This window comes from Shewanella psychropiezotolerans (genome assembly GCF_007197555.1).
Classification (GTDB): Bacteria; Pseudomonadota; Gammaproteobacteria; order Enterobacterales; family Shewanellaceae; genus Shewanella; species Shewanella psychropiezotolerans.
This window is the reverse complement of sequence record NZ_CP041614.1, coordinates 1422613-1446168: the sequence shown is the minus strand read 5'-3', so window position 1 is coordinate 1446168 and position 23556 is coordinate 1422613. Positions and strand designations below refer to the sequence as shown.

The following is a 23556-nucleotide window of genomic DNA, read 5'->3' as shown; positions in this document are numbered from 1 at the left end:
GTAAAACCACTGACACCTTGGCGGACATAACCAAGTTATGTCCTATTTATTCACTTTCAGAAAATCTGAGTCTTACATTTTCTTAGTAATCAGGAAATATGATTGCACGCTGCTCAGGGTCTAATGAATGACTCATAGCAGATACATCAGAACGACTTTGAATGTCTTTAACTGTGTCTACAATCCATTGGATAATTCCAGGGCGCGTGAAGCCTGCATAATATGTAGCCACGTTATGTATTTGGCTATAGCTATCCGTTCCAGAGCTGGCAACACCGTAGATCTTGCCCTCGAAAATCAGCGGACCACCACTGTCTCCTCTGAAAGTAGAGTACTTCGTTTCTACCGTACCAAGCTCATTCATTGACCATCTCGTATCTGACGGATCCAGAGGAGGGTTTTCTATGGTTATAGAGTGTTGATTGGGTATATAAGTACCAGATTCTACAAGTTTTTCATGCGATGTCTCTCGCCAACTACAATTTGACACGCTAGAGAACGGATACTCTTGTGTAAAATACTCACGAGAGAAATATATAGAATCTGGACAAAAACGCATAAATGCTTCTCTTTCATAGTCCGGAGAATGTGCCTTTGCAGCAACTCGTGCAGGTATAGGCATACGCTTTAAATTTGATGTTGAATATCCGATGGGATAAACCTCGGCTTCTAGTGGAATTGGGCTTGCTGAAACGGGTAACCAAGTTACGCCTTCTGGCATACTTTCCAGCTCTAAAATAGCAATGTCATCAAATTTACTCCTGTCAAACTCTCCATTAATGCGATAGATATGGGTAGCCGTATAATCCTTAACCACCTTCACTCGAACACCATTATGTGAAAAATCCTCACCTCTTGAATGCAATAAATACACGTAACTCCCTACCGTTACCTGAGATACACAGTGTGACGCAGTTAACACCGTCTTGGGTGCGATAATCGTTCCACTACAGTGAGCGTCTTTCAAATAAACCATATAAGGTGCATCACTGGCCGCTACGTCGTTACCTTCAACCGCGAGAGACAGAGGCGAATAAATTCCGCACAATGCTGAAAACAAAACAACCGAGGGTAAGCCAATATTAGTTTTTTTCATTGAAATTTCCTTTAAAATAATAACCATGAGAACAACGTTAATATATGCGATAAAATACCATTCGAAATCCAACGATATTAATGTTCGTCATGTGAAGGACTTTAGACCGGAATTATTTATTTTCCATTATATAATTCAAATCATAAATAACACCCGTTGGTAGAGTTAGTTCCAGCGTTAGACTATCAGGTAGAAGATCTCCATCATTATTTTTATATAAATATTTATAGTAGGTAACTTGATCTTCTACCGTTTGTGTTAATTTTTTTATTGGATAGAAAGAAAGTCCGAAAAAATCCATATCGACTTTCCATTCTTTAACTGGATCAGCATAGTACACACCATAGATAAGTGAGCCATCATCGATATATTCCATCTCAATGGTTTTCGTTCCTTTCCCGAAGATAGTCTGTGTGGCTTTTTTTATTTCACCATTATTATGGTATTGAAATAATAATGTACTTTTCTCTCTTGGTCTTATTTTTTTGATTTCTTGAATTTTTCTTAACTTACCATCGTTGTGATACGTATAATGAAATTCAAGATTTCCAAGATCATCACCACTTTTAGTGATCTGAGTTCTTTTGATTAACATTCCACGTTCATCGTAGATGTATTTTATTCGATAAGTTGAGATCGGAACACTATCTAAGCTAGATGTTAAACCATTGAAAACCTGCTTATTTTCTCGAATAACTTTCCCTTGATCGTTATAAGTATACTCAGAAATAAAGTTGATTTTGGTATGGCGAACATAACTATTTATCACACCATGCTTCATTAAAGCGCTAGCAGTTATTAATAAACCATCCGAGTTATAGACATAATCGAACCTGCTATCTGCATAATCTCTCTGGGTAACTCTTCCGTTGTGATCATAACGGTAAGTACCAGCTACCGATATGTTACCAGCAACATTTTTTCTGACTTGAGTTAAGCGTTCTACGTTAGACAAAACCGTATTTATGTCCATATTATCTTGAAATACAGAATATTGTTCATAAGCTGTAGCGTTAAAAGTAGTTAATAGTACTAGAGCAGTAAAGCTTATTTTGAAATTCATTACCTATTAATCCATTCATTATTAATATTAAAGATAAGCCCCCACCCAATGACAATTTAAAAGTGATATTTATAAATAACTGATAAAATTAATATGGGAGGGTAACACTAATTAACAATTACGTTAATTACCAAAAACTAAAAATCACTTTTACAATATACTCATGATGCATTCAAGATGCTTTACAATCTTTACTTAAAATAAAACAATATTAAACTACGATCCATATATGATATTAATAATATCCTATAGTATAAAACCCAACACTTAACCGATCATTATTTTATATATTAAATAAACATTCTACTTAATTTACTTATAATAATTAATTATGGGTTATGCTGATAGCCAAGATATTAGTATTTATTCGCTATGCTGTTTTCATTGAACATATGGCTTGTTGGACTCAGCCCACCAGAAAAATATTTTTATATTGTTGTTCTACAAACAAAAATGCCATCAGTATATGGATACCAATGGCATTAAAATTCAGCTTATTCAGAACACGCTCAAGGCTGTAAACTCAGCCTATGAGAAGGAACTGATGTTCAGCGGTGCTCTTTATCTAAAGGGGCTAAGCTAACGAGGGAATCGGCCTAAGGTACACCTGTCATTACTACCAAAATCTCGAACGGTAGCGACGTTCTCGTAGCCGAGCTCTATCATCTTTTTCCTGAGTGGAATGGCTTGCTGATAACCATGTTCCAGCAAAAGATAGCCGCCTGGGGCTAAATAGTCTCGAGCACTCGAGGCAATATGATAAAGATCGGCAAAGCCCGCCTCACCCGCAGTCAGCGCACTCTGAGGCTCAAACCTGACATCACCTTGATCCAGATGCGCATCTGTCTCGTCGATATAAGGCGGATTAGAGACGATGAGATTAAAGTCATAACAGGTTACCGAATCAAACCAGTCACTCTGGATGATCTGAACCTGTTGCAGCTTGAGATGCTCTCTATTCGCTTTTGCCAGTGCCACCGCCTCAATGATCTTATCGACAGCGGTGATCTGCCACTCTTTTTTCTCATAAGCTAGGGAGAGTGCGATAGCACCGGTTCCTGTACCTAAATCCAACACCTGCGCATTTTCTGCCAGTGGAAGATTTAACGCAGTTTCTACAAGAATTTCGGTGTCCGGACGCGGAATAAGTGTCGTAGGATTAACCATGAAAGGCAGAGACCAAAACTCTCTCTCACCAACAATGTGTGCGATGGGAGTACCCAGCACACGACGTTGGACCATCTTGGTGTAATCAACAACCTGATCCGATGTTAGACGTTCATCGGGCCAGGTATATAAGTAACCACGCTGTTTATGAATGATGTGTAGTAACATCACCTCTGCATCAAGCTTAGGTGTATCTGAGACATCAACCAATTGGGGTGAAGCCCAATCTAGGGCTCCAGCTAGAGTCTGGTGCAAGGGATTTCCTTAGTTTGATGCTTAATTCAAGCGCGTTAAGTGGAAGGAGATCTAAAAGATCACCCTTCAGACAAGGCCGCTAACATATCGGCTTGGTTTTCTTGCATCAAGGGAACGACCAACGCATCCAATTCACCTTCCATGATCTCATTGAGACGATAGAGAGTCAGGTTGATTCGATGATCGCTAACGCGTCCCTGGGGTAGTTATAGGTACGAATACGCTCGGATCGATCGCCACTACCGACTAAGTTACGGCGGGTGCTCTCTTCGACGCTACGACGCTTCTCATCTTCAACCGCTTGAATACGGGCTGTGAGCACGCTCATGGCCTGTGCACGGTTCTTATGTTGTGAACGTTGATCTTGGCATTCAACCACAATACCCGAGGGTATGTGAGTGAGACGGATTGCTGAATCAGTTTTGTTGACGTGTTGTCCACCTGCACCCGAAGCGCGGAACGTATCGACCTTCAAGTCTGCCGGATTTATCTTAATCGCCTCGGCTTCCGGTACTTCGACAAGGACCGCAACAGTACAAGCAGAGGTATGAACACGGCCTTGAGATTCAGTTTCTGGCACGCGCTGGACTCTGTGTCCACCAGACTCAAACTTAAGTCTGCCGTATACACCTTCACCGGAAACTTTAATGATGATCTCTTTAAAGCCGCCATGCTCGCCCTCGTTAGCATTCATTATCTCTGTCTGCCAACGATTAGATTCGAAATATCGACTGTACATACGGTATAGATCACCGGCAAAAATAGCGGCTTCATCGCCACCCGCGCCGGCACGAATTTCAACGAAAGCATTGTTGTCATCGTTAGGATCTTTTGGAAGCAGTAAGATCTGCAGCTCATCTTCAAGCTTCTCGATGATAGACTTAGCTTCTTTCATCTCCTCCTGAGCCATCTCTTTGATCTCAGGATCATTTTCGCTCAACATCTCTTTCGCAGCGTCTAGATCTTCTGTCGCTTGCTGAAAGGCTTTGAATGCGGCAACGACATCTTCAAGCTGCGAATACTCTTTCGAGAGCGCACGAAAGCGCGTCTGATCTGCAATAACGCCAGGATCGCTCAACAGAGCCAATACTTCTTCATTACGCTCAAGCAAGCCTTCAAGCTTGCGGATAACACTATCCTTCATTAAAACATTAACCTTAGTTTTTATCTAATCCGAGCGCAGTTCTGAGCTGGCCAATGCTATTAAGATCGCCTTGACGGCTAGCAGCAGTCAAAGCTTGAGTTGGTGCATGAATCAATTTATTGGTTAACTTATTGGCGAGTTCGAGTAGCAGTTGTTCGCTATCTCCACCTTGGGCTAATTTTTTGATCGCTCGCTCAACTAACTCATCTTTTATCGCCATACTTTGGCTTCGATACTCACGGATACTGTCTACCGACTCTAATGAGCGGATCCACTCCATGAAAAGATGTGACTCTTCTTCTGCAATTATCTCAGCTTGCTCGGCAGCCTCTCTTCTTGAGGCCATATTCTGTTCTATGATGCTTTGCAGGTCATCCACTGTGTAGAGGAAAGCATCGTCAAGGTCGGCTACCTCGGCTTCAATATCACGAGGAACTGCGATATCAACCAATAACATAGGCTGATGACGACGCTGCTTCAGCGCTTTTTCTACCATGCCTTTACCGAGTATCGGTAAAGGACTCGCCGTAGATGATATCACGATATCGGCCTGAGCGAGAAAATCAGGGATCTGCTCGAGTGTGATAGCCGTTGCACCGAACTCCTCACACATGCCTTCGGCACGTGAAAGTGTACGATTTGCCACCACCATAGAGTCGACACCGTTATCTTTTAAGTGCCTGGCAACCAGCTCAATTGTCTCGCCTGCACCGATAAGCAGGACTTTAGTCGCACTCAGTGCAGAGAAGATATGCTTAGCCATGCTAACGGCTGCAAATGCCACAGACACGGCGGCAGCACCGATATCGGTTTCAGTTCTGACTTTCTTGGCTACCGAGAACGTATTTTGAAACATGCGGTCCATAGTGATAGCGACAGTCCCGGCTTCTCTTGCCTTAGCAAAAGATTGCTTTACCTGACCTAAGATTTGCGGCTCGCCAAGGATCAGTGAATCTAACCCCGATGAGACACGCATCAAATGCTGCACCACCGCTTGACCATGGTATTTGTATAGGCACGACTCAACCTCCTCGTGGGAAAGTTGGTGATACTCTTCCAGCCAACGCACGACCTCCGCTTCATCTGCGGTGTTGGTATACAGCTCAGTACGGTTACAGGTTGAAATGATCACAGCTTCACCGGTCTTGGTATGCCTCGCCAGACTCTTCATGGCTTCATGAATTTTATCTGGTGAAAACGCGACCTTTTCACGCAGGTCAACCGTGGCTGTTTTGTGATTAATACCGATTGCTACAAGGCTCATCTGACTCGTTTTGATCTCTTGGCATCTCATTTATTGTCGGACATTCTACTTAATTGAATGAACTAAAAACAGAATATGCTTAACAAAACCGAATAATAATCTCAGTTCTTATCCATTTATTCAATTTAAGCAGCCTGTTTTCCCAGGAAAGAATAATTGTAAGCTTAGTTTGATACCTAAGTGCGACGAGACATGCAGCGAATTTCGTATTTAGGGCTGGTATTCTTAACAAGCCTTCGTATCATAGAGAACCTCACTATCAGCCATAGATGAATAATTTGAGCTATATCACAAAAACACCTCTCTTATTGGTGCTCCTGAGCCTAAGTTTGCTATCGGCATGTACCACGACTCCAACTAACTTGGTCCCGATACAAGTCGATAAAGTATCTCAAGCCAACGCTTGGGAGATGCGAGGCAAACTTGCCGTCAAAACACCCGAGGATAGTTTCAGCACTAATTTATACTGGCTTCACACACAGACAAAAAATGAATTCAAACTCACCACTATGCTTGGCACTACTCTTCTGTCCTTAACCACTGAGCATGGCATGGCACGCTTAGAGGTTGATGGAAAAACATATGAACACCATGATGCGCAACAGCTGTTAACCAATGTCACAGGTTGGTCTATCCCAGTCGACGCCTTACCTCTATGGATAACGGGCCAAGTATCGTCGGATGATGAAGTCAGCTCATTTGATGAAAAGAATAGGCCAGTAAGCTTATTTACGCCATTAGAGACGCCTCCATGGCAGGTAGAGTTTCTCAAGTGGCAACATCAGAGTGGTGCTCAGATACCTAGGTTATTGCAATTAAAGAGAGTCGATCTGCGGCTCAAAATACAAGTGACCCAATGGCAAGCACTCGCTAATAATGATCTTGTCCCCTCGACGAACCAGATTAACAAGAGTACGAAAATTGATGCGAGCACACGCTAGATGACAGACACGAATTTATCATTAGGTTGGCCAGCCCCGGCAAAACTCAACCTCTTTTTACACATCAATAATCAACGTGATGATGGCTACCATGAATTACAGACTCTGTTTCAATTTGTCGATTATTGTGACTATTTAGACTTTAGAGTCACCCAATCATCAGATTTAACGTTACACTCGAACATGAATAACGCTGTCGCAGATTGTGATAACTTAATTCTCTTAGCCGCAAAATCATTGCAAAAATTTTGTAATTGCCAAAAAGGTGCAGAAATTTGGCTGGATAAACGCTTGCCTATGGGGGGAGGAATAGGTGGAGGTTCGTCCGATGCAGCCACCACTTTAGTGGCATTAAATGCACTCTGGGACACTCAGTTATCTAAGGATCAACTGATGGTGCTAGGCTTAGAGCTTGGTGCCGATGTGCCTGTTTTTATTAATGGTTTATCTGCATTTGCCGAAGGTGTCGGCGAAAAACTCATCCCCTTTGCACCGAAAGAGCATTGGTACTTGATCCTTATACCCGATGTACATGTTTCCACTGCAGCTGTGTTCCAAAATCCACAACTTACCCGCGACACTCCTAAGTTAGACATAGACTCCTTGATGAGTGCCCCATGGAAAAATGATTGCCAAGATTTCGTCGTTAAACGCTACCCTCAAGTTGCCAACACCTTGGGCTGGCTGATAGAATATGCGCCGTCTAGAATGACTGGAACCGGAGCGTGTATTTTCGGTCAATTCGAACTGCAGCATCAAGCCTTAGAGGTCCTGGCTAAATTGCCGAAGGACATGCGAGGCTTTGTCGCTAAAGGGACAAATATATCGCCCCTAGAGTCGCATTTAACTCGACTATAGAGGCTAAAGCTCTGGAGTAGACCTAATCTTACTCCAGCCACTAAAAATGAAGCATACGCCTGAGGTTCATACAGTGCCTGACATTAAACTTTTTGCTGGTAACGCAACACCTGCTCTCGCTAAGAAGATAGCCGATCGTCTATTCTGCAAACTCGGAAACGCAGCAGTAGGCGTGTTCAGCGACGGGGAAATCAGTGTCCAGATAAACGAAAATGTACGTGGGGCGGATGTCTTTATCATTCAATCTACATGTGCACCGACCAACGATAACTTGATGGAACTTATCGTGATGGTCGACGCATTACGTCGTGCATCGGCCGGACGTATTACCGCAGTGATCCCTTACTTCGGTTACGCTCGTCAAGACCGTCGCGTACGCAGCGCTCGAGTCCCTATTACAGCCAAAGTTGTCGCAGACTTCCTATCGAGCGTAGGTGTTGACCGCGTGTTAACTTGTGACCTGCATGCTGAGCAGATCCAGGGTTTCTTCGATGTTCCTGTCGATAACGTATTTGGTAGCCCTGTGTTGCTAGAAGATATGCTATCAAAGAATCTTGATAACCCAGTCGTTGTTTCTCCGGATATCGGTGGTGTTGTTCGCGCCCGCGCAGTAGCTAAACTACTGGATGACTCTGATCTCGCCATTATCGATAAGCGTCGTCCACAGGCTAACGTTGCTCAGGTAATGCACATCATAGGTGACGTTCAAGGTCGTGACTGTATCATCGTCGATGATATGATCGATACCGGCGGCACTCTATGCAAGGCTGCCGAAGCCCTGAAAGAGCATGGCGCTAACCGTGTATTTGCTTACGCGACTCATCCAGTATTTTCGGGTAATGCGGCTAAGAATATCGCCGAGTCTGTTATCGATGAAGTTATCGTTACCGACACCATTCCCCTAGAAAAAGATATTGAGGCACTTGAAAAAGTGACTCAATTGTCTATGTCTGCGGTTTTGGCCGAAGCTATCCGTCGTGTTAGCAACGAAGAGTCTATCTCTGCGATGTTTAAACACTAGTCAATATTTGACTGTAAATGATTAAAGGCACTCGATGAGTGCCTTTTTTGTGCCTAGCAATTAGAGATATATCTGCTTCAAGGCATCCTCTCGGAATGCTTTAGTCACAGCAAGCGCTATGTGCCTGCGCATACCTACTAACCAGGCGTCGACTTTATCCTGATCTATATTGCATTTTCTTTTGCACTCTGGACGAGCCACCGAAAGCTCAACTATGGATACCCCACCGTTTTCAACAAGCAGCTCAACTTCGATGCGATAGGACTTATATTCTAAATGAGCATAACGTCTCCCTTCCTCTACACGATACGTCCAATGATTACGACTAACGGCAGGCTCAAGCAAGCCATCGATATCTTCGACATAAGGACTGAATGGTACAGGGTTCGCGTAAAACTTAAGCTCATATGCTTGGGATGAGAGGCTAAATAATAAAATGAGAATGATCGATATTTTAACCTTCATCGCTTACCCCTTAGCCAATTCACGTTTAATGCTATTTCGCAGGTTTTTTATATAGTTATAATAACCACGGCTGTTCTTATAGCAGATATCATCTAGGTTATTTTCACAAATGTAATCACCCAATGCAGCATGATATTTAAGCTGCACAAGCTTGTCATCATATTCGATACGCATCACATTGGTGTCACCTCTATAATCGAAGCGCGCTAAAATATAGCCATCTCCCTCGCCCTCAAAGACCCAGGCAATGCCTTTAGTATTTAGCATGCCTTCAATAATCGCAAAGCGGGTGAATTTGATGTTTTTAGATGCTGGAATTTCTTTATGAACCGCTCGAATATAGCGCTCATATGATTTAGGTTTTACCTTCGAGTCGATAACTAGCTCGCTTGGTGCAGCATATAAAAAACCAGACATCCCTATTAAGCAGAGAAAAGCTATAAATGTCCCTTTCAAAATAATCTCCTTTTCAGTTTAAATAGGATGATGCCATAAAAGAGTCGTTTTTACATCTGACTAACAAGGGAGGCTATCAAAAGGAAAGAGGTAAGCAATAGAATATAGGCGCGTTCATGACAGGGAGCCTCTATTTGTATCAAGCCTTTAGGTTCATAAGCCCTATTTGAGGTTCTAACAAGTTAAAGCCCTCTATCATACCCATGATGCCAGAAACTAAATCTGACGAGCCTACAGTCTCTAAAAGAACAAATCCTTTAAACCAGTCATCTCTTAAACAGACCTTTACAGCGGAGTGCTCCCGCACAGCATCAAGTTTACATCCTGATAAAATTGCAGAGATTGACCTGTAAATTCCAGACACAAAAAAGCCCGTCGTAAGACAGGCTTTACTGTTTCAATAAATGGTACGGGAAGAGAGACTTGAACTCTCACACCTTACGGCACCAGAACCTAAATCTGGCGTGTCTACCAATTCCACCACACCCGCACTGACTTCAATTTTACATCTTGAATAGATGACAGGCTAAGAGATAAATCTGGCGTGTCTAATATCAACACCACCACTCCCGCACTGACTTCAATTTTACATCTTGAATAGATGACAGGCTAAGAGATAAATCTGGCGTGTCTAATATCAACACCACCACTCCCGCACTGCATAAGTTTTACATCTGAATAGGATGAGATACATTAAATGTATCTGAGACATAAAATCAGTTTAACCCAACCTTTATGTTTAAAATGGTACGGGAAGAGAGACTTGAACTCTCACACCTTACGGCACCAGAACCTAAATCTGGCGTGTCTACCAATTCCACCACTCCCGCACTGCATCAAGTTTACATCTTGATTAAGATGTCTTGGAATTAAATCCCGCTTCTATATAAATATAGCACGAGTCAAATTCACGCTCTAGTTTTTCATCTTGAGTAGATGTTAAAAGTGGCTGGGGTACCAGGATTCGAACCTGGGGATGCCGAGATCAAAACCCGGTGCCTTACCGCTTGGCGATACCCCAACAAATTTCTTACTAAGCTACAGACTCTATTTACTACTTTCGCAGCTAAAATAGCCTTTAACCTTTTTAATAATGGTACGGGAAGAGAGACTTGAACTCTCACACCTTGCGGCACCAGAACCTAAATCTGGCGTGTCTACCAATTCCACCACACCCGCACTGATCTCCAATTTTACATCTTGAATAGATGGTAGTGAACAATGAGACTTGAACCTAAGCACTAGACCTCACTTAACACTGCACTCGATTTTACATCCTGAGAGAAGATGGTAGCAATAGCGGGACTTGAACCTGCGACCCCAGCATTATGAATGCTGTGCTCTAACCAGCTGAGCTATATTGCCACATAAACCAATCGATACGTTATCACGTATAAAAATGGCTGGGGTACCAGGATTCGAACCTGGGGATGCCGAGATCAAAACCCGGTGCCTTACCGCTTGGCGATACCCCAATAATCTTTTAGATTACTGAAACGTGAGAAAATGGCTGGGGTACCAGGATTCGAACCTGGGAATGCCGAGATCAAAACCCGGTGCCTTACCGCTTGGCGATACCCCAATCAAAACACGTTTCGAAAAATAGGAAAACCTATTATTCAATATAAATGGTACGGGAAGAGAGACTTGAACTCTCACACCTTGCGGCACCAGAACCTAAATCTGGCGTGTCTACCAATTCCACCACACCCGCACATATCTCTAGTTTTACATCTAGGGGAAAGATGACTCGGTTTAACATCCTGAGAAAAGATGCTAGTGAATAATGAGACTTGAACCTAAGCACTAGACCTCACTTAACACTGCACTCGGTTTAACATCCTGAGAAAGATGGTAGCAATAGCGGGACTTGAACCTGCGACCCCAGCATTATGAATGCTGTGCTCTAACCAGCTGAGCTATATTGCCACTGTACACCTGTTCCTCTTGGTGAGGAACGGGGCGTATTATGCTTATTCAGCGTATTGAGGTCAACCGCTTTTTTCGCTAATTGAAACTAAATCTACCGTTCGGCTATTACTTCACCAAACTGAGCAGCAGATGCACAAATATAGCCGCTTAAACGCCATAGAGATAGAGAGCTGACGCGAAAGAGCCCTCCCATAAAAGCAAAAAGGCTCAATGAATACCATTGAGCCTTTATTACATCACCAACTTATAGCCATGAAATTAAGCTTCACGTCCTAATATGAGTATGAGCATAAGGGTCAAACCCTTATACGTTAAAGAGGAAATGCATCACATCTCCATCTTTCACTATATAAGATTTGCCTTCTACTTTTAGCTTACCAGCTTCTTTAGCGCCGGCCTCACCTTTATAGGTAATGAAGTCGTCATAAGCCATAACTTGAGCACGAATGAAGCCACGTTCAAAATCTGTGTGGATCACGCCGGCAGCTTGTGGGGCTGTCGCACCTATGGCAACAGTCCAGGCACGAACCTCTTTAACACCTGCAGTGAAGTATGTTTGCAGTGTCAGTAGATCGTAACCGGCACGAATTACACGGTCTAAACCAGGCTCTTCCAAACCAAGATCTGCCATGAACTCGTCGCGATCTTCAGGGTCCATCTCTCCAAGCTCTGATTCAATCGAGGCGCATACTGCCACGACAACAGCATTCTCTTTCGCTGCTATTTCACGAACTGTATCCAGATGCGGATTGTTTTCGAAACCATCATCGGCCACGTTAGCGATATACATGGTAGGCTTTAGCGTCAAGAAGTTCAGATAAGCAACAGCGGCTTTCTCTTCGACCGACAAATCTAAAGAACGTAACATAGTGCCTTCGTTCAAAGGAGCAAGCATCTTCTCCAGCACAGAGACTTCAAATTTAGCCTCTTGATCGCCACCTTTAGCACGCTTTGCCTGACGATGAATAGCACGCTCACATGAATCCAGATCCGCCAAAGCCAGTTCAGTGTTGATCACTTCGATATCTTCGGCTGGTGAGATCTTATTAGCGACATGCACAATGTTCTCATCTTCGAAACAACGCACAACGTGACCGATGGCATCTGTTTCACGGATATTAGCCAGAAACTTATTACCCAGTCCTTCACCTTTAGATGCACCTGCAACCAGACCTGCAATGTCGACAAACTCCATCGTTGTCGGTATTACACGTTCAGGGTTAACTATCTGTGCTAAGGCATCGAGACGAGAGTCGGGTACAGGCACGACACCAGTATTGGGTTCGATCGTACAAAACGGAAAATTCGACGCTTCGATGCCAGCTTTAGTTAACGCATTAAATAACGTTGATTTACCTACGTTTGGCAGGCCTACGATGCCACATTTAAAACCCATATCTTTACCTTTAATATCAATAGTAAACTAACAGTAATACTGCCAGTTAAGTTCTTAAGAAGTCACCAAGTGTCACTTCATCAAATTTTGTTATAAACCAATGCGGTTTAAGACTTAAACAAATACACCTCTAAGCTTTAAAGGTGTGCAACCTGTTCATGGCTTTTGCCATGTCTTCAGTAAACAATAACTCGGTTGAGCGTACAGCCTCATCGAGCACAGTTTCAATCTGAGTCTGCTCAGCTGCCGAAGCCTTGCCCAGTACATAATTACTGACTTGGTTTCTATCACCAGGATGACCTATGCCGATTCGTAATCGATAGAAACCTTTATCATTCCCCATGCTGGCAATGATATCTTTTAAACCGTTATGACCACCGTGCCCACCACCCAGTTTGAACTTGGCCACTCCAGGTGGCATATCGAGTTCATCATGAGCGACTAAGATCTCATCGGCTTGGATACGAAAGAAATTCGCCATCGCACCAACTGACTTACCACTGAGATTCATAAACGTACTCGGGATCAGTAAACGAACATCTTTACCATGCAGGTTCACTCTAGCGGTTAAGCCATAATACTTGCTATCGGCGATCAGAGTTGCACCGCATATTCTGGCGAGCTCTTGTACATACCAAGCCCCAGCGTTATGTCGGGTCTGCGCATATTTTTCACCAGGATTAGCGAGTCCTACAATCAGTTTTATGTTACTCATTTAGCCCATTCTTTAATACGAGGCGCACACCCGCCGTACAATGATGCCGGCTAAACGTCACGCGCAAAATAAAAACGCGGCATTTTAACACTCAATCCACGGCGCAACAAATTATAAGCAAAATTGGTTTGATCGAGAAACTCGTAGATGCGCCATACGGATCCTAAGGCCCGAGTTTAAATAGCGCTAATATCCGTAATTGGGTTAGAGTCCCATGGCATATTTGAGCACTTGTTTCTTAATCGGCGAGTCGATATTCGCAAACTTAAGCGCAGCATTTCGCAGTACTTTTAGTGGTAGTAAATCATTGCTAAATCCGGCATAAAACAGATCCATTGCCGACATCATCAGTTGATTATCTCGGTAACGACGAGTTTGGTATTCACTCAATGCAGCATTGCTCCACCAAGCCTCTTGCTGACTCAGTTTATTCGAAATCACCGAGATCAATGCATCGACATCTTTAAAGCCAATATTGACCCCTTGTCCAGCTAGGGGATTAATGGTGTGAGCCGCATCACCTAAAATTACCAGATTATCGGAAAAGTAAGATTGAGCATGGCGTCGGGTCAACTTAAAACTGCCTTTATTCAAGACTTCAAACTGCCTGTCCAATCGCTCAGGAAAATGCATCTTAATCTGCTGAGCCAGAGCTGTGTTACTCAATTTCGATAGCTGAGCGATTCGACTGGCATCATCATACCAGACCAGAGAAGCATTATTTCCCGGGAGTGGTAACAGAGATCTGGGACCTTTGGGGGTAAACTGTTGCCAGGTCACATCTTGTTGCTCTATGGCCGTCTCGATATTAATCAACATGGCCGACTGGGCATAATCCCAACCCGTTAAGCCGATCCCGGCCCAAGTTCTAACCTGAGAGTTGGCCCCATCGGCACCGACTAATAACTTGGCATCGAGTCGCTGACCATCGTCTAAGGTCACACAAACCCCGTTCTCGGAGCGACTAAAGCTATCAAGACTTCTGGGGCAAAGTAACTCGAGGTTATCGAGAGACTCGAACTCTTGCCACAAGGCCAACTGGATCAAACGGTTCTCGACAATATGCCCGAGATGAGACACACCTATGGCATTGGCATGAAAACGAGTGATACATCCCTCTAGCTCCCAGGTTTCCAGACCTAAATATGGCGCTCGTCGCATCTGAGTCAAACTCTCGAGCGCACCTAGACGCTCCAGCAAGGTCTCAGTAGCTAAGCTAATTGCAGAGACTCTTAAATCTATGGCCTGCTCACTGCAGTATGCCTCGGGTCTGAACGCCTCAATCACGGTAACACTCAAGCCTAGTTGCGCTAAACCTATGGCCGTTGCGGCACCGATCATGCCTCCCCCAAGATAACCACATCTCTTTTAGTAATTTCAGTTTGCGATTGACTCACCAAGACTCCTACACATCAAATAACCATTCCCTAATCACTCATTCTAATTTACAGGCATTAGATAGCCCAACAATCATTTCAAAATTCTCAGATGAGTATGCAAATGTTTCTATAGCCGAACTACTCACACCTGCTTACAATCCGTACAATTATCACACAAATTCCTGCCTTACACTCAGTCTTGCAAATCAAACCAATGGAATGAGTGAGAATACTATGAAATTTATCACAGCCTTTATATTAGTCATGAGCAGCCTGTTACCTACCACAGCTTTGGCAGCGCCATCGAATCCGGCGATGAGATCCTCCGCCATGGAAGTCATTACTGTAACCTATCGCTCGCCTATAGATTATGCCCTATATCAATATACGACGGAACTCTTGGCCTATTTCAGACTACAGATACAGGCAGACATTTATACTCAGGCTCGGGCAGGTTCAATGCAAATGGCTCAGTCAATACACAGACAACTTCAGGCAGACAAGTCCGCCAGGAAAGCACCAAATACACTCAATACTTGGCAAGGTAACACTTACAGTCCGCAGTATTTTTGAATAAAAATGCCCAAAAGCTAGCCAGTGACTTGTTCAAGAGGTAAAATGTCGCGCTGTTTTTCCCGTGGTTCCAAGAGTGACATAAACTGATGAGCAAGAAACTCCATATCAAAACCTGGGGCTGTCAGATGAATGAGTATGACTCATCCAAGATGGCCGACCTGATGGACGAATATAAGGGCTACACCCTGACAGATGACGCTGCAGAAGCCGATGTGTTGTTACTGAACACCTGCTCTATTCGTGAAAAGGCTCAGGAAAAAGTGTTCCATCAACTTGGACGCTGGAAGAAGTTAAAAGATAAAAATCCGAACCTAATAATAGGTGTCGGTGGCTGCGTTGCCTCTCAGGAAGGCAAGATGATCAAAGAGCGTGCTCAATGCGTCGACATCATCTTTGGCCCGCAAACCTTGCATCGTTTGCCTGAGATGGTCGATCAGGTCAAGCAAGGCGGCAAGGCTGTTATCGATATCAGCTTCCCTGAAATCGAGAAGTTCGATCGACTGCCAGAGCCTAGAGCCGATGGTCCGACGGCTTTCGTTTCGATAATGGAAGGCTGTAGTAAATATTGCTCTTTCTGCGTGGTACCATACACACGTGGCGAAGAGGTGAGCCGTCCCGTGGATGACGTCATCCTGGAAGTCGCTCAGCTTGCCGAGCAAGGTGTTCGTGAAGTCAATTTACTGGGCCAGAATGTGAATGCATTTCGCGGCGCGACCCATGATGATGATATCTGTACCTTTGCCGAGCTACTGCGTTATATCGCCGCTATCGACGGTATCGACAGGGTTAGATTTACCACCAGCCATCCAATCGAATTCTCTCAAGACATCATAGATGTCTATGAAGATACCCCCGAACTGGTTAGCTTCCTGCACCTGCCGGTACAATCGGGTTCAGATCATATTCTGACTCAGATGAAACGTGGTCATATGGCTATCGAATATAGGTCGATCATTCGTCGTCTGCGTAAGGCGCGTCCTGATATTCAGATCAGCTCAGACTTCATCATTGGCTTCCCGGGGGAATCTAAGCAAGATTTCGCCGACACCATGAAGTTGATTGAAGATGTCGCTTTCGATCATAGTTTTAGCTTTATCTATAGTGCACGCCCCGGCACTCCCGCAGCTGATCTACCAGACGATGTAACTCTGGCAGAGAAGAAAGAGCGCTTGGCCATCTTGCAAGAGCGTATCACTCAGCAGGCGATGCGTTACAGCCGTCAAATGTTGGGCACAGTTCAGCGCATTCTGGTCGAAGGCCCTTCGGTCAAGAACCCAATGGAGCTTAGAGGACGCACTGAAACCAGTCGTGTGGTTAACTTCGAGGCCGATCCTAAACACATAGGCAGCTTCGTCGATGTCGAAATTGTGGATGTCTACGCCAACTCACTGCGTGGCACCTTTATTCGCGGTGAAGACGAGATGGATCTACGTCGCTCATTAAGACCTTCCGATATTGTTTTGAAACATAAGAAAGACGATGAATTAGGTGTGACACAGTACATACCTTAAACATAACAAGATAAAGTATTAAGGCGGCTTCATTGCCGCCTTTTTTATTTGCTTAACAGGTATCAAATACCATTAGCATTTCTTGTTCTGTGCTCGTAAAATGAAACTATAGTGACACCCTAATTATTGTCAATTGGAGCCATTCTTGTCTAACAAGTTAACCACGCTTAATCTCTATCTTGAGCCATCCGAGATCCACAGATTGGCATCACTATGTGGGCCATTCGATGACAATATTAAGCAACTAGAACGCCGGATCGGCGTTGAAATAACCTATAGAAACAACCACTTCCAGATTGTTGGTCAAGCGAGGAACTGTTTAACCAGCAGCAATCTGCTGAGGGCTCTCTATGTCGAGACTCAGCCCATAAGAGGCAACACACAGGATCTTGAACCCGATACTGTGCATCTGGCAATACAGGAAGCTGTGGCTCTGGAGGCCGAAGTACCTCGGGATGATAAAGAGTTCTATATCAAAACAAAGCGTGGCGTGATTAAACCCCGCAATCCGAATCAGAGTGACTATGTCGCTAACATAATGCGCCACGATATCACCTTCGGCGTCGGTCCAGCCGGTACAGGTAAAACCTATCTGGCGGTTGCTGCAGCTGTGGATGCCCTGGAACGTCAAGAAGTTCGCCGTATTCTACTTACCCGCCCCGCAGTCGAGGCGGGTGAAAAGTTAGGTTTCTTACCCGGAGATCTGAGCCAGAAGGTCGATCCTTACTTGCGACCTCTCTATGATGCCCTTTTCGAAATGATGGGATTCGAGAAGGTCGAACGCCTGATAGAAAAAAACATCATCGAAGTCGCTCCACTCGCCTACATGCGTGGTCGAACCCTGAATGATGCTTTCATCATCTTAGATGAGAGTCAAAATACCACCTTAGAGCAGATGAAAATGTTCTTAACCCGTATCGGATTCAACTCACGAGCGGTGATCACAGGCGACATCACTCAAATCGATCTGCCCAAGAGTCAGAAATCGGGTCTGCGCCACGCTATCGAGGTTCTCAGTAAGGTTGAGGAAATTAGTTTCAACTTCTTCCAGTCTAAAGATGTGGTTCGTCATCCAGTAGTCGCGCGAATAGTCGAAGCTTACGAAGAGCATGAACAGAAAGCTCAACAAGCTAAGGAAAAACGTGACAATCAATATAAGCTTCAGGAAAAGACGTTAAATGAATCTTAAGCATAAACATCTCGAGTTAGATCTCGATCTGCAAGTCGCCATAGAGAATGAGTCTCTGCCATCTCAAACAGATTTTGAACTTTGGGTTCGCATTGCACTCAGAGATACCATGACTCAAGCCGAATTAACCATTAGAATAGTCGACGAAGCTGAGAGTCAAACGCTCAATAGCAGTTATAGAGGAAAAGATAAGCCGACCAATGTGCTCTCTTTTCCTTTCGAGGCGCCGCCTGAGATTGATATCCCTCTCTTAGGCGATCTCATTATCTGTGCCCCGGTGGTTGAATGCGAGGCTAAACAGCAAAACAAAAGCTTACAAGCCCACTGGGCCCACATGGTTGTACATGGTTGTCTGCATCTGCTAGGGTATGATCATATCCAAGATGCTGAAGCTGAAGAAATGGAGTCACTAGAGACTCAACTTATTGAAAAATTAGGTTTTAATAATCCATATAAGGAGCAGTAATTGGTCTGTTCACCCATCAATTTGATAGGATTACAGGCTAGGAAAACACTATGAGTGACGATATCCCCCGAGTACCAACGCCCAGAAGAAGGGCTGGTTTGAAAAAGTAAGTCAGTTATTTCAGGGCGAGCCCCAGAGCCGCGATGATCTTGTTGATGTCATTCACGATGCAGAGCAACGTGAGGTCATCTCAGAAGACACACGCGAAATGATCAAAGGTGTATTAGAAGTCTCAGATCTAAGAGTTCGAGACATCATGATACCCAGAGCTCAGATAGTCGCACTGCAGATCGATGATACAGTAGAAGAGCTACTCTCTACGGTTATTAGTTCCGCACATTCACGTTTCCCCGTCGTAAATGAAGATAAAGATCATATCGAAGGCATCTTGCTGGCAAAAGATCTACTCAAATACGGTTTTAAAAACAACGATGAGCCCTTCACCCTCGGCCAGGTTATTCGCCCCGCTGTCGTTGTTCCCGAAAGTAAACGTGTCGATGTACTCCTCAAAGAATTCCGTTCCCAACGTTATCATATGGCCATAGTGGTCGATGAATACGGTGGAGTATCGGGTTTGGTCACCATCGAAGATATTCTCGAAGAGATAGTGGGTGAGATCGAAGACGAATTCGACCACGATTCAGCCGAAGATACCGAGATACGCAAGGTGGGTAAGCAGGTCTATATGATCAAAGCTCTGACCCCGATTGAAGACTTCAATGATGAGTTTAAGACTCAATTCAGTGATGAAGAATTTGATACCGTTGGCGGGCTGGTCTCACATGCGTTTGGCCATCTGCCGGAACGTAATGAGAAGGTCGTCATAGATGGCATAGAGTTTAAGGTCATCAGCGCCGATACACGCCGATTACTTCAGCTAAGAGTCAAGCTCCCCGATCCTAATGCCGCAGAGAAGATAGCCTAGAACAAGCGCTGTCGGCTCAAAATACGGTTGTTTTATATGATGAGGCTTAAATGCTGAATAAACTTCGGGCATTTGCCCATCATGAAAAAATACGTCTGGTACTGGCATATCTTGCCGGTGCCAGCACGGCACTCGCTTTTGCCCCCTATGGCTTATGGCCAATCTATCTCATCGCTACCGTCTTCGCACTACATCAGAGTAGCGGCTTATCACCTCGAGCCGGATTAACATACTGGCTGAGCTTCGGCTTTGGCTGCTTTTCCGTCGGAATTAGTTGGATACATGTCAGCATGTCCACCTATGGCGGTATACCACTGATCGCTTCCATGGCCTTGATGGCGCTGCTCGCCTTGTACCTTGCCCTTTATCCGGCATTGACGGGTTATCTGCTTCAAAAAATATCACCCACGACATCCATTATGAGAAACATCATCTTGTTTCCTGCGTTGTGGACCTTAACCGAATGGCTAAGGGGCTGGGTGTTGACTGGTTTCCCTTGGCTCTGGGCTGGCTATTCTCAGACCGAAGGGCCGATAAAAGTACTCGCCAGCGTCATAGGCGCACTCGGCTTAAGCTTTGTTTTGGCATTAATTGCTGGCGTATTCGCCCTGTGTTTGCAAAAACGTTGGCGTCCGGCTGTTATTATTTTCCCCTTGCTGGGATTAGCGACTTATCTGTCTCCCATGCTATCTAGCGTCGAACCCGATGGCGAAACAGTCAAGGTGGCCATGGTACAAGGAAATATTCCTCAAAGTATGAAATGGGAGCCCGAAACGCTCTGGCCTACCATGAGCAAGTACATGGACCTTTCTCGTCCACTGCTAGATGCAGATATCATCATCTGGCCCGAGGCCGCGATCCCTGCCCCGGAATATATGGTGTCAGAATTTCTCGATAATGCCAGCAAGGTCGCTAATCTCAACAACAGTGCCATCATCACAGGCATTATTAGCCACCAGCAAGATAACTTCTACAATTCACTGATCGTGCTCGGCAACCACAACAGTGAGCACCAGAGCCAGGCAGATTACATAGGAGACGGCAGCAACGAATTTAAGAAACATCACCTATTGCCAATTGGTGAGTTCGTTCCTATGGAGTCTCTGTTAAGACCCCTGGCACCACTTTTTAACTTACCCATGTCTTCGTTTAGTCGAGGTGCGTATCAACAGCCAAATCTCAACGCACTAGGTCATCAGATAGCGCCGGCAATCTGCTACGAGATAGCCTTTCCTGAACAATTAAGAGCCAACGTCAATGAGGGTACAGAGCTTCTACTGACCGTGTCTAACGATGCCTGGTTCGGCAGTTCCAACGGGCCGCTGCAACACATGGAAATAGCTCAGATGCGCTCAATCGAACTTGGCAGACCTTTAGTAAGAGCGACCAACAATGGTGTCACCGCCGTCGTCGATGAGCTGGGCAATATTACTCACCAATTACCTCAATTCGAGACAGGGGTGCTGGTCGCCGATATCCCTCTGGTGAAGGGGCAAACCAGCTTCTCCAAATGGGGCCAGTCGCCGATATTAATCTTGTCGGCTATGTTACTGGGACTGGCGATTCTCCGTCAACGCTGGCTTTTGAAGAAGTAAGATCCCAATCCAAGTACGGCGATTAGAGTCCCACACAAAAAAATACCCGCTGAATGCGGGTATTTTTTACTGAAGATGATGAAAGAATTGTTAGACGATAAATTGATTCAACAGCTGTTCCTGCCTCTTAACTTGCTCCAGTTGGTTTCTCATGGCCTCATTGGCTTGCTCCGAGTTGTTGGCGACCTGCGTCGACAGATCCCGGATATTAGAAGTGTTGCGGTTCATCTCTTCAGCAACTTGGCTCTGCTCTTCAGCGGCACTGGCTATTTGCAGGTTCATGTCGGTGATCTCTTCGATACTACTGCGGATCTTAACTAAAGTTTCATTCGCCACCTGTGCTTTCTCGACGGTAGTCACTGTTGTCTGTCGACTGTCATCCATCACACTCACGACAGTAGCCACACCGACCTGTAACTTTTCTATTTTCTCTTTAATTTCTGAAGTTGACTGCTGAGTTCGCGCAGCCAAAGTACGCACCTCATCGGCGACAACAGCAAAGCCCCTACCCGACTCTCCCGCCCTTGCGGCTTCTATTGCCGCATTGAGAGCTAACAAATTAGTTTGCCCAGCAATCGCGTTAATCACACCTAAAATAGACTCGATACTCACGGTATCGGCTTCAAGCTCTTTTACCGCATTGGCCGCATTATCTATCTGAGCTGATAGCTGCTCGATGGACTCTGTGGTTTGCACTACGGCAGTCACTCCTTCACTTACCGCATTGTCGGCTTGCTGGACTGCATAGGCCGCGCTCTGCGCGTTATTGGCGACATCTGAAGCCGTTACCGACATCTCATGCATAGCCGTGGCGAGCTGCTCAACTTCTTGTGTCTGCTGCCCCATGGCTTCCAAGGCTTCACTGGCTCCTCTGGCCGTCGCTTGAGTACCTTGACTAACTTCACTGCCAATTGACTTCACCTGCTGAATCAAATCTTGCAATTTGATCACAAAATTATTGAAGTTACCAGCCAAAGTCGCGAACTCAACATCTGAATCAGTGCTCAACCTACGAGTCAGATCACCTTCACCTGTAGACACATCTCGCATGGCTTCATTCAATATATCCAGAGGCTTCATCAACTGGCGTATGATGCCACTCATAAGAAGAATAGCCACAATTAACGCCAGTACTGAATACAAGATTGCATCACGGCGAAGATCATCGGCAGCAGAAAATATCACCCCCTCATCCAGTACGATTCCCAGACTCCAATCCAGTCCAGATAGAGGCCTGAAGATGACCAAGTGCATCTTGCCATCAATATCCAGTTGTGAACTAGCCATTGACGTATCCAGCTGACTGCCGAAAACCTGACTCATTGGACGTCCATTTTTACTCGAGTCCGGATACGCAATAAACTCACCTTTCTTGCCAACGATAAATGCATATCCAGCGCCGAAGAGGTTAGCCCGGTTACTGATGTCAGCCAGACTCTTAAGACTGATATCAGTGAATAAGGCCCCCTTAAACTCACCATTTTCAGATAAAGGCATGGCCGCAGAGACTAATATTTCACCACTACCAGCATCGGCATAGGGCGCCGTAAACAAAAACTCACCCTGATTTTTCGTCTCCTGATACCACGTGCGTTGTCTAGGATCATAACTCGATCCAGGATTCCAGCTAGGATCATTGCCGACGAAATGTCCGCTCTCCAATCCCATACCCGATAAGATAAAGTGCTGTTTGATTATCGGCTGATCCAGCACCTCAAGAAAATGTTCATCGGATAGATCGGTTCCCAGCATAGAGGCTGCATATTCGGTAATGCTCTTCTTTTCAGCCATGATAGCTTCAATATTATTGCTCATGGAGCTAGCCAGCTCATCAACACTGCCCGATACCTGTTGGTAAATTTGTTGCTTCACCTGAAAATATTGATAACCGGATAAACACGCCAGTGACAACATCAAGATGAGACTCGCAGTAATAACTATTTTATGTACAAACTTCATATACATCCTCACAGGAACCACAAGTGGATTCGAAAAAAGTAGGCTTCCGTTATCGAAACTGAAAACCTTTAGCAAGTTCCAAGGTCACAGCTTCATTTTCATTGCCTACTACCTTTGTAGAGTAATCTGTGAAAAAATAACAGGTATTTCACATGATAATTGATAGAAATATGTGAATAATTG

18 protein-coding genes, 9 tRNA genes and 2 pseudogenes are annotated in these 23556 nt (G+C 44.7%); 9 read left to right on the top strand and 20 right to left on the bottom strand.

Annotated elements, in window-relative coordinates:
• Window positions 1–82 precede the first annotated feature (82 nt).
• The 5 genes and pseudogenes from FM037_RS06420 to hemA form a co-directional block, all read right to left on the bottom strand.
• Window positions 83–1096 (bottom strand): trypsin-like serine protease, encoded by a 1014-nt coding sequence (locus FM037_RS06420; RefSeq protein WP_144045309.1) that lies wholly within the window; start codon window positions 1094–1096, stop codon window positions 83–85.
• 112 nt (window positions 1097–1208) lie between these two features.
• Window positions 1209–2159, bottom strand: coding sequence for a hypothetical protein (locus tag FM037_RS06415; RefSeq protein ID WP_144045308.1), 951 nt, complete (start codon window positions 2157–2159; stop codon window positions 1209–1211).
• 579 nt (window positions 2160–2738) lie between these two features.
• Window positions 2739–3581, bottom strand: coding sequence for a peptide chain release factor N(5)-glutamine methyltransferase (prmC, locus tag FM037_RS06410; RefSeq protein ID WP_144045307.1), 843 nt, complete (start codon window positions 3579–3581; stop codon window positions 2739–2741).
• A 59-nt stretch (window positions 3582–3640) separates the two neighbouring features.
• A pseudogene (prfA, locus tag FM037_RS06405) lies at window positions 3641–4725 on the bottom strand (peptide chain release factor 1).
• Between the two features lie 13 nt (window positions 4726–4738).
• Complete coding sequence (hemA, locus tag FM037_RS06400) at window positions 4739–5989, bottom strand: glutamyl-tRNA reductase (RefSeq protein WP_144045306.1); 1251 nt, start codon at window positions 5987–5989, stop codon at window positions 4739–4741.
• 269 nt (window positions 5990–6258) lie between these two features.
• Between hemA and lolB the strand changes: the two genes are divergently transcribed.
• The 3 genes from lolB to FM037_RS06385 all read left to right on the top strand — a co-directional run bounded on the left by lolB (window position 6259) and on the right by FM037_RS06385 (window position 8809).
• The gene (lolB, locus tag FM037_RS06395; protein ID WP_144045305.1) at window positions 6259–6930 is read left to right on the top strand and encodes a lipoprotein insertase outer membrane protein LolB; all 672 of its coding nucleotides are present in this window, start codon (window positions 6259–6261) and stop codon (window positions 6928–6930) included.
• Entirely contained in the window at window positions 6931–7788 is an 858-nt protein-coding gene (gene ispE / locus FM037_RS06390; protein WP_144045304.1) for a 4-(cytidine 5'-diphospho)-2-C-methyl-D-erythritol kinase, read from the top strand.
• Between the two features lie 73 nt (window positions 7789–7861).
• Window positions 7862–8809 carry a ribose-phosphate pyrophosphokinase gene (locus FM037_RS06385; protein WP_144045303.1) on the top strand — a complete coding sequence of 316 codons (948 nt, stop codon included), beginning with the start codon at window positions 7862–7864 and terminating at the stop codon, window positions 8807–8809.
• Between the two features lie 60 nt (window positions 8810–8869).
• Here the strand turns inward: FM037_RS06385 and FM037_RS06380 are convergent, their stop codons facing one another.
• The 14 genes from FM037_RS06380 to FM037_RS06315 all read right to left on the bottom strand — a co-directional run bounded on the left by FM037_RS06380 (window position 8870) and on the right by FM037_RS06315 (window position 15114).
• Window positions 8870–9274: a hypothetical protein gene (locus FM037_RS06380; RefSeq protein WP_144045302.1), complete on the bottom strand. Its 405-nt coding sequence runs from the start codon at window positions 9272–9274 to the stop codon at window positions 8870–8872.
• Between the two features lie 3 nt (window positions 9275–9277).
• Window positions 9278–9730, bottom strand: coding sequence for a hypothetical protein (locus tag FM037_RS06375; protein WP_227992635.1), 453 nt, complete (start codon window positions 9728–9730; stop codon window positions 9278–9280).
• A gap of 405 nt (window positions 9731–10135) precedes the next feature.
• A tRNA-Leu gene (locus FM037_RS06370) sits at window positions 10136–10220 on the bottom strand.
• A 255-nt stretch (window positions 10221–10475) separates the two neighbouring features.
• Window positions 10476–10560: transfer RNA gene (locus tag FM037_RS06365), tRNA-Leu, on the bottom strand.
• A gap of 116 nt (window positions 10561–10676) precedes the next feature.
• Window positions 10677–10751, bottom strand: a tRNA-Gln gene (locus FM037_RS06360).
• Between the two features lie 73 nt (window positions 10752–10824).
• Window positions 10825–10909: transfer RNA gene (locus FM037_RS06355), tRNA-Leu, on the bottom strand.
• A gap of 109 nt (window positions 10910–11018) precedes the next feature.
• A tRNA-Met gene (locus tag FM037_RS06350) sits at window positions 11019–11095 on the bottom strand.
• A 35-nt stretch (window positions 11096–11130) separates the two neighbouring features.
• Window positions 11131–11205, bottom strand: a tRNA-Gln gene (locus tag FM037_RS06345).
• A gap of 32 nt (window positions 11206–11237) precedes the next feature.
• Window positions 11238–11312: transfer RNA gene (locus tag FM037_RS06340), tRNA-Gln, on the bottom strand.
• 47 nt (window positions 11313–11359) lie between these two features.
• Window positions 11360–11444 (bottom strand) — tRNA-Leu (locus tag FM037_RS06335).
• A 138-nt stretch (window positions 11445–11582) separates the two neighbouring features.
• Window positions 11583–11659, bottom strand: a tRNA-Met gene (locus FM037_RS06330).
• 307 nt (window positions 11660–11966) lie between these two features.
• Window positions 11967–13058 (bottom strand): redox-regulated ATPase YchF, encoded by a 1092-nt coding sequence (ychF, locus tag FM037_RS06325; protein ID WP_144045301.1) that lies wholly within the window; start codon window positions 13056–13058, stop codon window positions 11967–11969.
• Between the two features lie 130 nt (window positions 13059–13188).
• The gene (gene pth / locus FM037_RS06320; RefSeq protein WP_144045300.1) at window positions 13189–13773 is read right to left on the bottom strand and encodes an aminoacyl-tRNA hydrolase; all 585 of its coding nucleotides are present in this window, start codon (window positions 13771–13773) and stop codon (window positions 13189–13191) included.
• Between the two features lie 204 nt (window positions 13774–13977).
• Entirely contained in the window at window positions 13978–15114 is a 1137-nt protein-coding gene (locus tag FM037_RS06315; protein WP_144045299.1) for an FAD-dependent monooxygenase, read from the bottom strand.
• A gap of 272 nt (window positions 15115–15386) precedes the next feature.
• Between FM037_RS06315 and FM037_RS06310 the strand changes: the two genes are divergently transcribed.
• From FM037_RS06310 to lnt, 6 genes and pseudogenes are all read left to right on the top strand, one after another.
• A complete protein-coding gene (locus FM037_RS06310) occupies window positions 15387–15725 on the top strand; it encodes a hypothetical protein (protein WP_185976968.1) in 339 nt (112 codons plus the stop codon).
• Between the two features lie 89 nt (window positions 15726–15814).
• Entirely contained in the window at window positions 15815–17239 is a 1425-nt protein-coding gene (gene miaB / locus FM037_RS06305) for a tRNA (N6-isopentenyl adenosine(37)-C2)-methylthiotransferase MiaB (protein WP_144045298.1), read from the top strand.
• A 145-nt stretch (window positions 17240–17384) separates the two neighbouring features.
• The gene (locus FM037_RS06300) at window positions 17385–18428 is read left to right on the top strand and encodes a PhoH family protein (protein WP_144045297.1); all 1044 of its coding nucleotides are present in this window, start codon (window positions 17385–17387) and stop codon (window positions 18426–18428) included.
• Window positions 18418–18894 carry an rRNA maturation RNase YbeY gene (ybeY, locus tag FM037_RS06295; protein WP_144045296.1) on the top strand — a complete coding sequence of 159 codons (477 nt, stop codon included), beginning with the start codon at window positions 18418–18420 and terminating at the stop codon, window positions 18892–18894. The genes FM037_RS06300 and ybeY overlap by 11 nt, the downstream gene beginning before the upstream one ends.
• Window positions 18895–18944: 50 nt before the next feature.
• Window positions 18945–19819 (top strand): annotated as a pseudogene (gene corC, locus FM037_RS06290) (CNNM family magnesium/cobalt transport protein CorC).
• 50 nt (window positions 19820–19869) lie between these two features.
• Window positions 19870–21414: an apolipoprotein N-acyltransferase gene (lnt, locus tag FM037_RS06285; protein WP_144045295.1), complete on the top strand. Its 1545-nt coding sequence runs from the start codon at window positions 19870–19872 to the stop codon at window positions 21412–21414.
• A gap of 90 nt (window positions 21415–21504) precedes the next feature.
• Here the strand turns inward: lnt and FM037_RS06280 are convergent, their stop codons facing one another.
• Window positions 21505–23373 carry a methyl-accepting chemotaxis protein gene (locus FM037_RS06280; protein WP_185976967.1) on the bottom strand — a complete coding sequence of 623 codons (1869 nt, stop codon included), beginning with the start codon at window positions 23371–23373 and terminating at the stop codon, window positions 21505–21507.
• Window positions 23374–23556: the final 183 nt, after the last annotated feature.

What these genes read in the sequence shown, in the direction of transcription:
- miaB (WP_144045298.1), top strand. Translation starts at nt 15,815, where the DNA reads ATGAGCAAGAAACTCCATATCAAAACCTGGGGCTGTCAGATGAATGAG.
- FM037_RS06420 (WP_144045309.1), bottom strand. Translation starts at nt 1,096, where the DNA reads ATGAAAAAAACTAATATTGGCTTACCCTCGGTTGTTTTGTTTTCAGCA.
- FM037_RS06280 (WP_185976967.1), bottom strand. Translation starts at nt 23,373, where the DNA reads ATGAAGTTTGTACATAAAATAGTTATTACTGCGAGTCTCATCTTGATG.
- FM037_RS06380 (WP_144045302.1), bottom strand. Translation starts at nt 9,274, where the DNA reads ATGAAGGTTAAAATATCGATCATTCTCATTTTATTATTTAGCCTCTCA.
- hemA (WP_144045306.1), bottom strand. Translation starts at nt 5,989, where the DNA reads ATGAGCCTTGTAGCAATCGGTATTAATCACAAAACAGCCACGGTTGAC.
- pth (WP_144045300.1), bottom strand. Translation starts at nt 13,773, where the DNA reads ATGAGTAACATAAAACTGATTGTAGGACTCGCTAATCCTGGTGAAAAA.
- lolB (WP_144045305.1), top strand. Translation starts at nt 6,259, where the DNA reads ATGAATAATTTGAGCTATATCACAAAAACACCTCTCTTATTGGTGCTC.
- ychF (WP_144045301.1), bottom strand. Translation starts at nt 13,058, where the DNA reads ATGGGTTTTAAATGTGGCATCGTAGGCCTGCCAAACGTAGGTAAATCA.
- ybeY (WP_144045296.1), top strand. Translation starts at nt 18,418, where the DNA reads ATGAATCTTAAGCATAAACATCTCGAGTTAGATCTCGATCTGCAAGTC.
- FM037_RS06315 (WP_144045299.1), bottom strand. Translation starts at nt 15,114, where the DNA reads ATGATCGGTGCCGCAACGGCCATAGGTTTAGCGCAACTAGGCTTGAGT.
- ispE (WP_144045304.1), top strand. Translation starts at nt 6,931, where the DNA reads ATGACAGACACGAATTTATCATTAGGTTGGCCAGCCCCGGCAAAACTC.
- lnt (WP_144045295.1), top strand. Translation starts at nt 19,870, where the DNA reads ATGCTGAATAAACTTCGGGCATTTGCCCATCATGAAAAAATACGTCTG.
- FM037_RS06310 (WP_185976968.1), top strand. Translation starts at nt 15,387, where the DNA reads ATGAAATTTATCACAGCCTTTATATTAGTCATGAGCAGCCTGTTACCT.
- FM037_RS06415 (WP_144045308.1), bottom strand. Translation starts at nt 2,159, where the DNA reads ATGAATTTCAAAATAAGCTTTACTGCTCTAGTACTATTAACTACTTTT.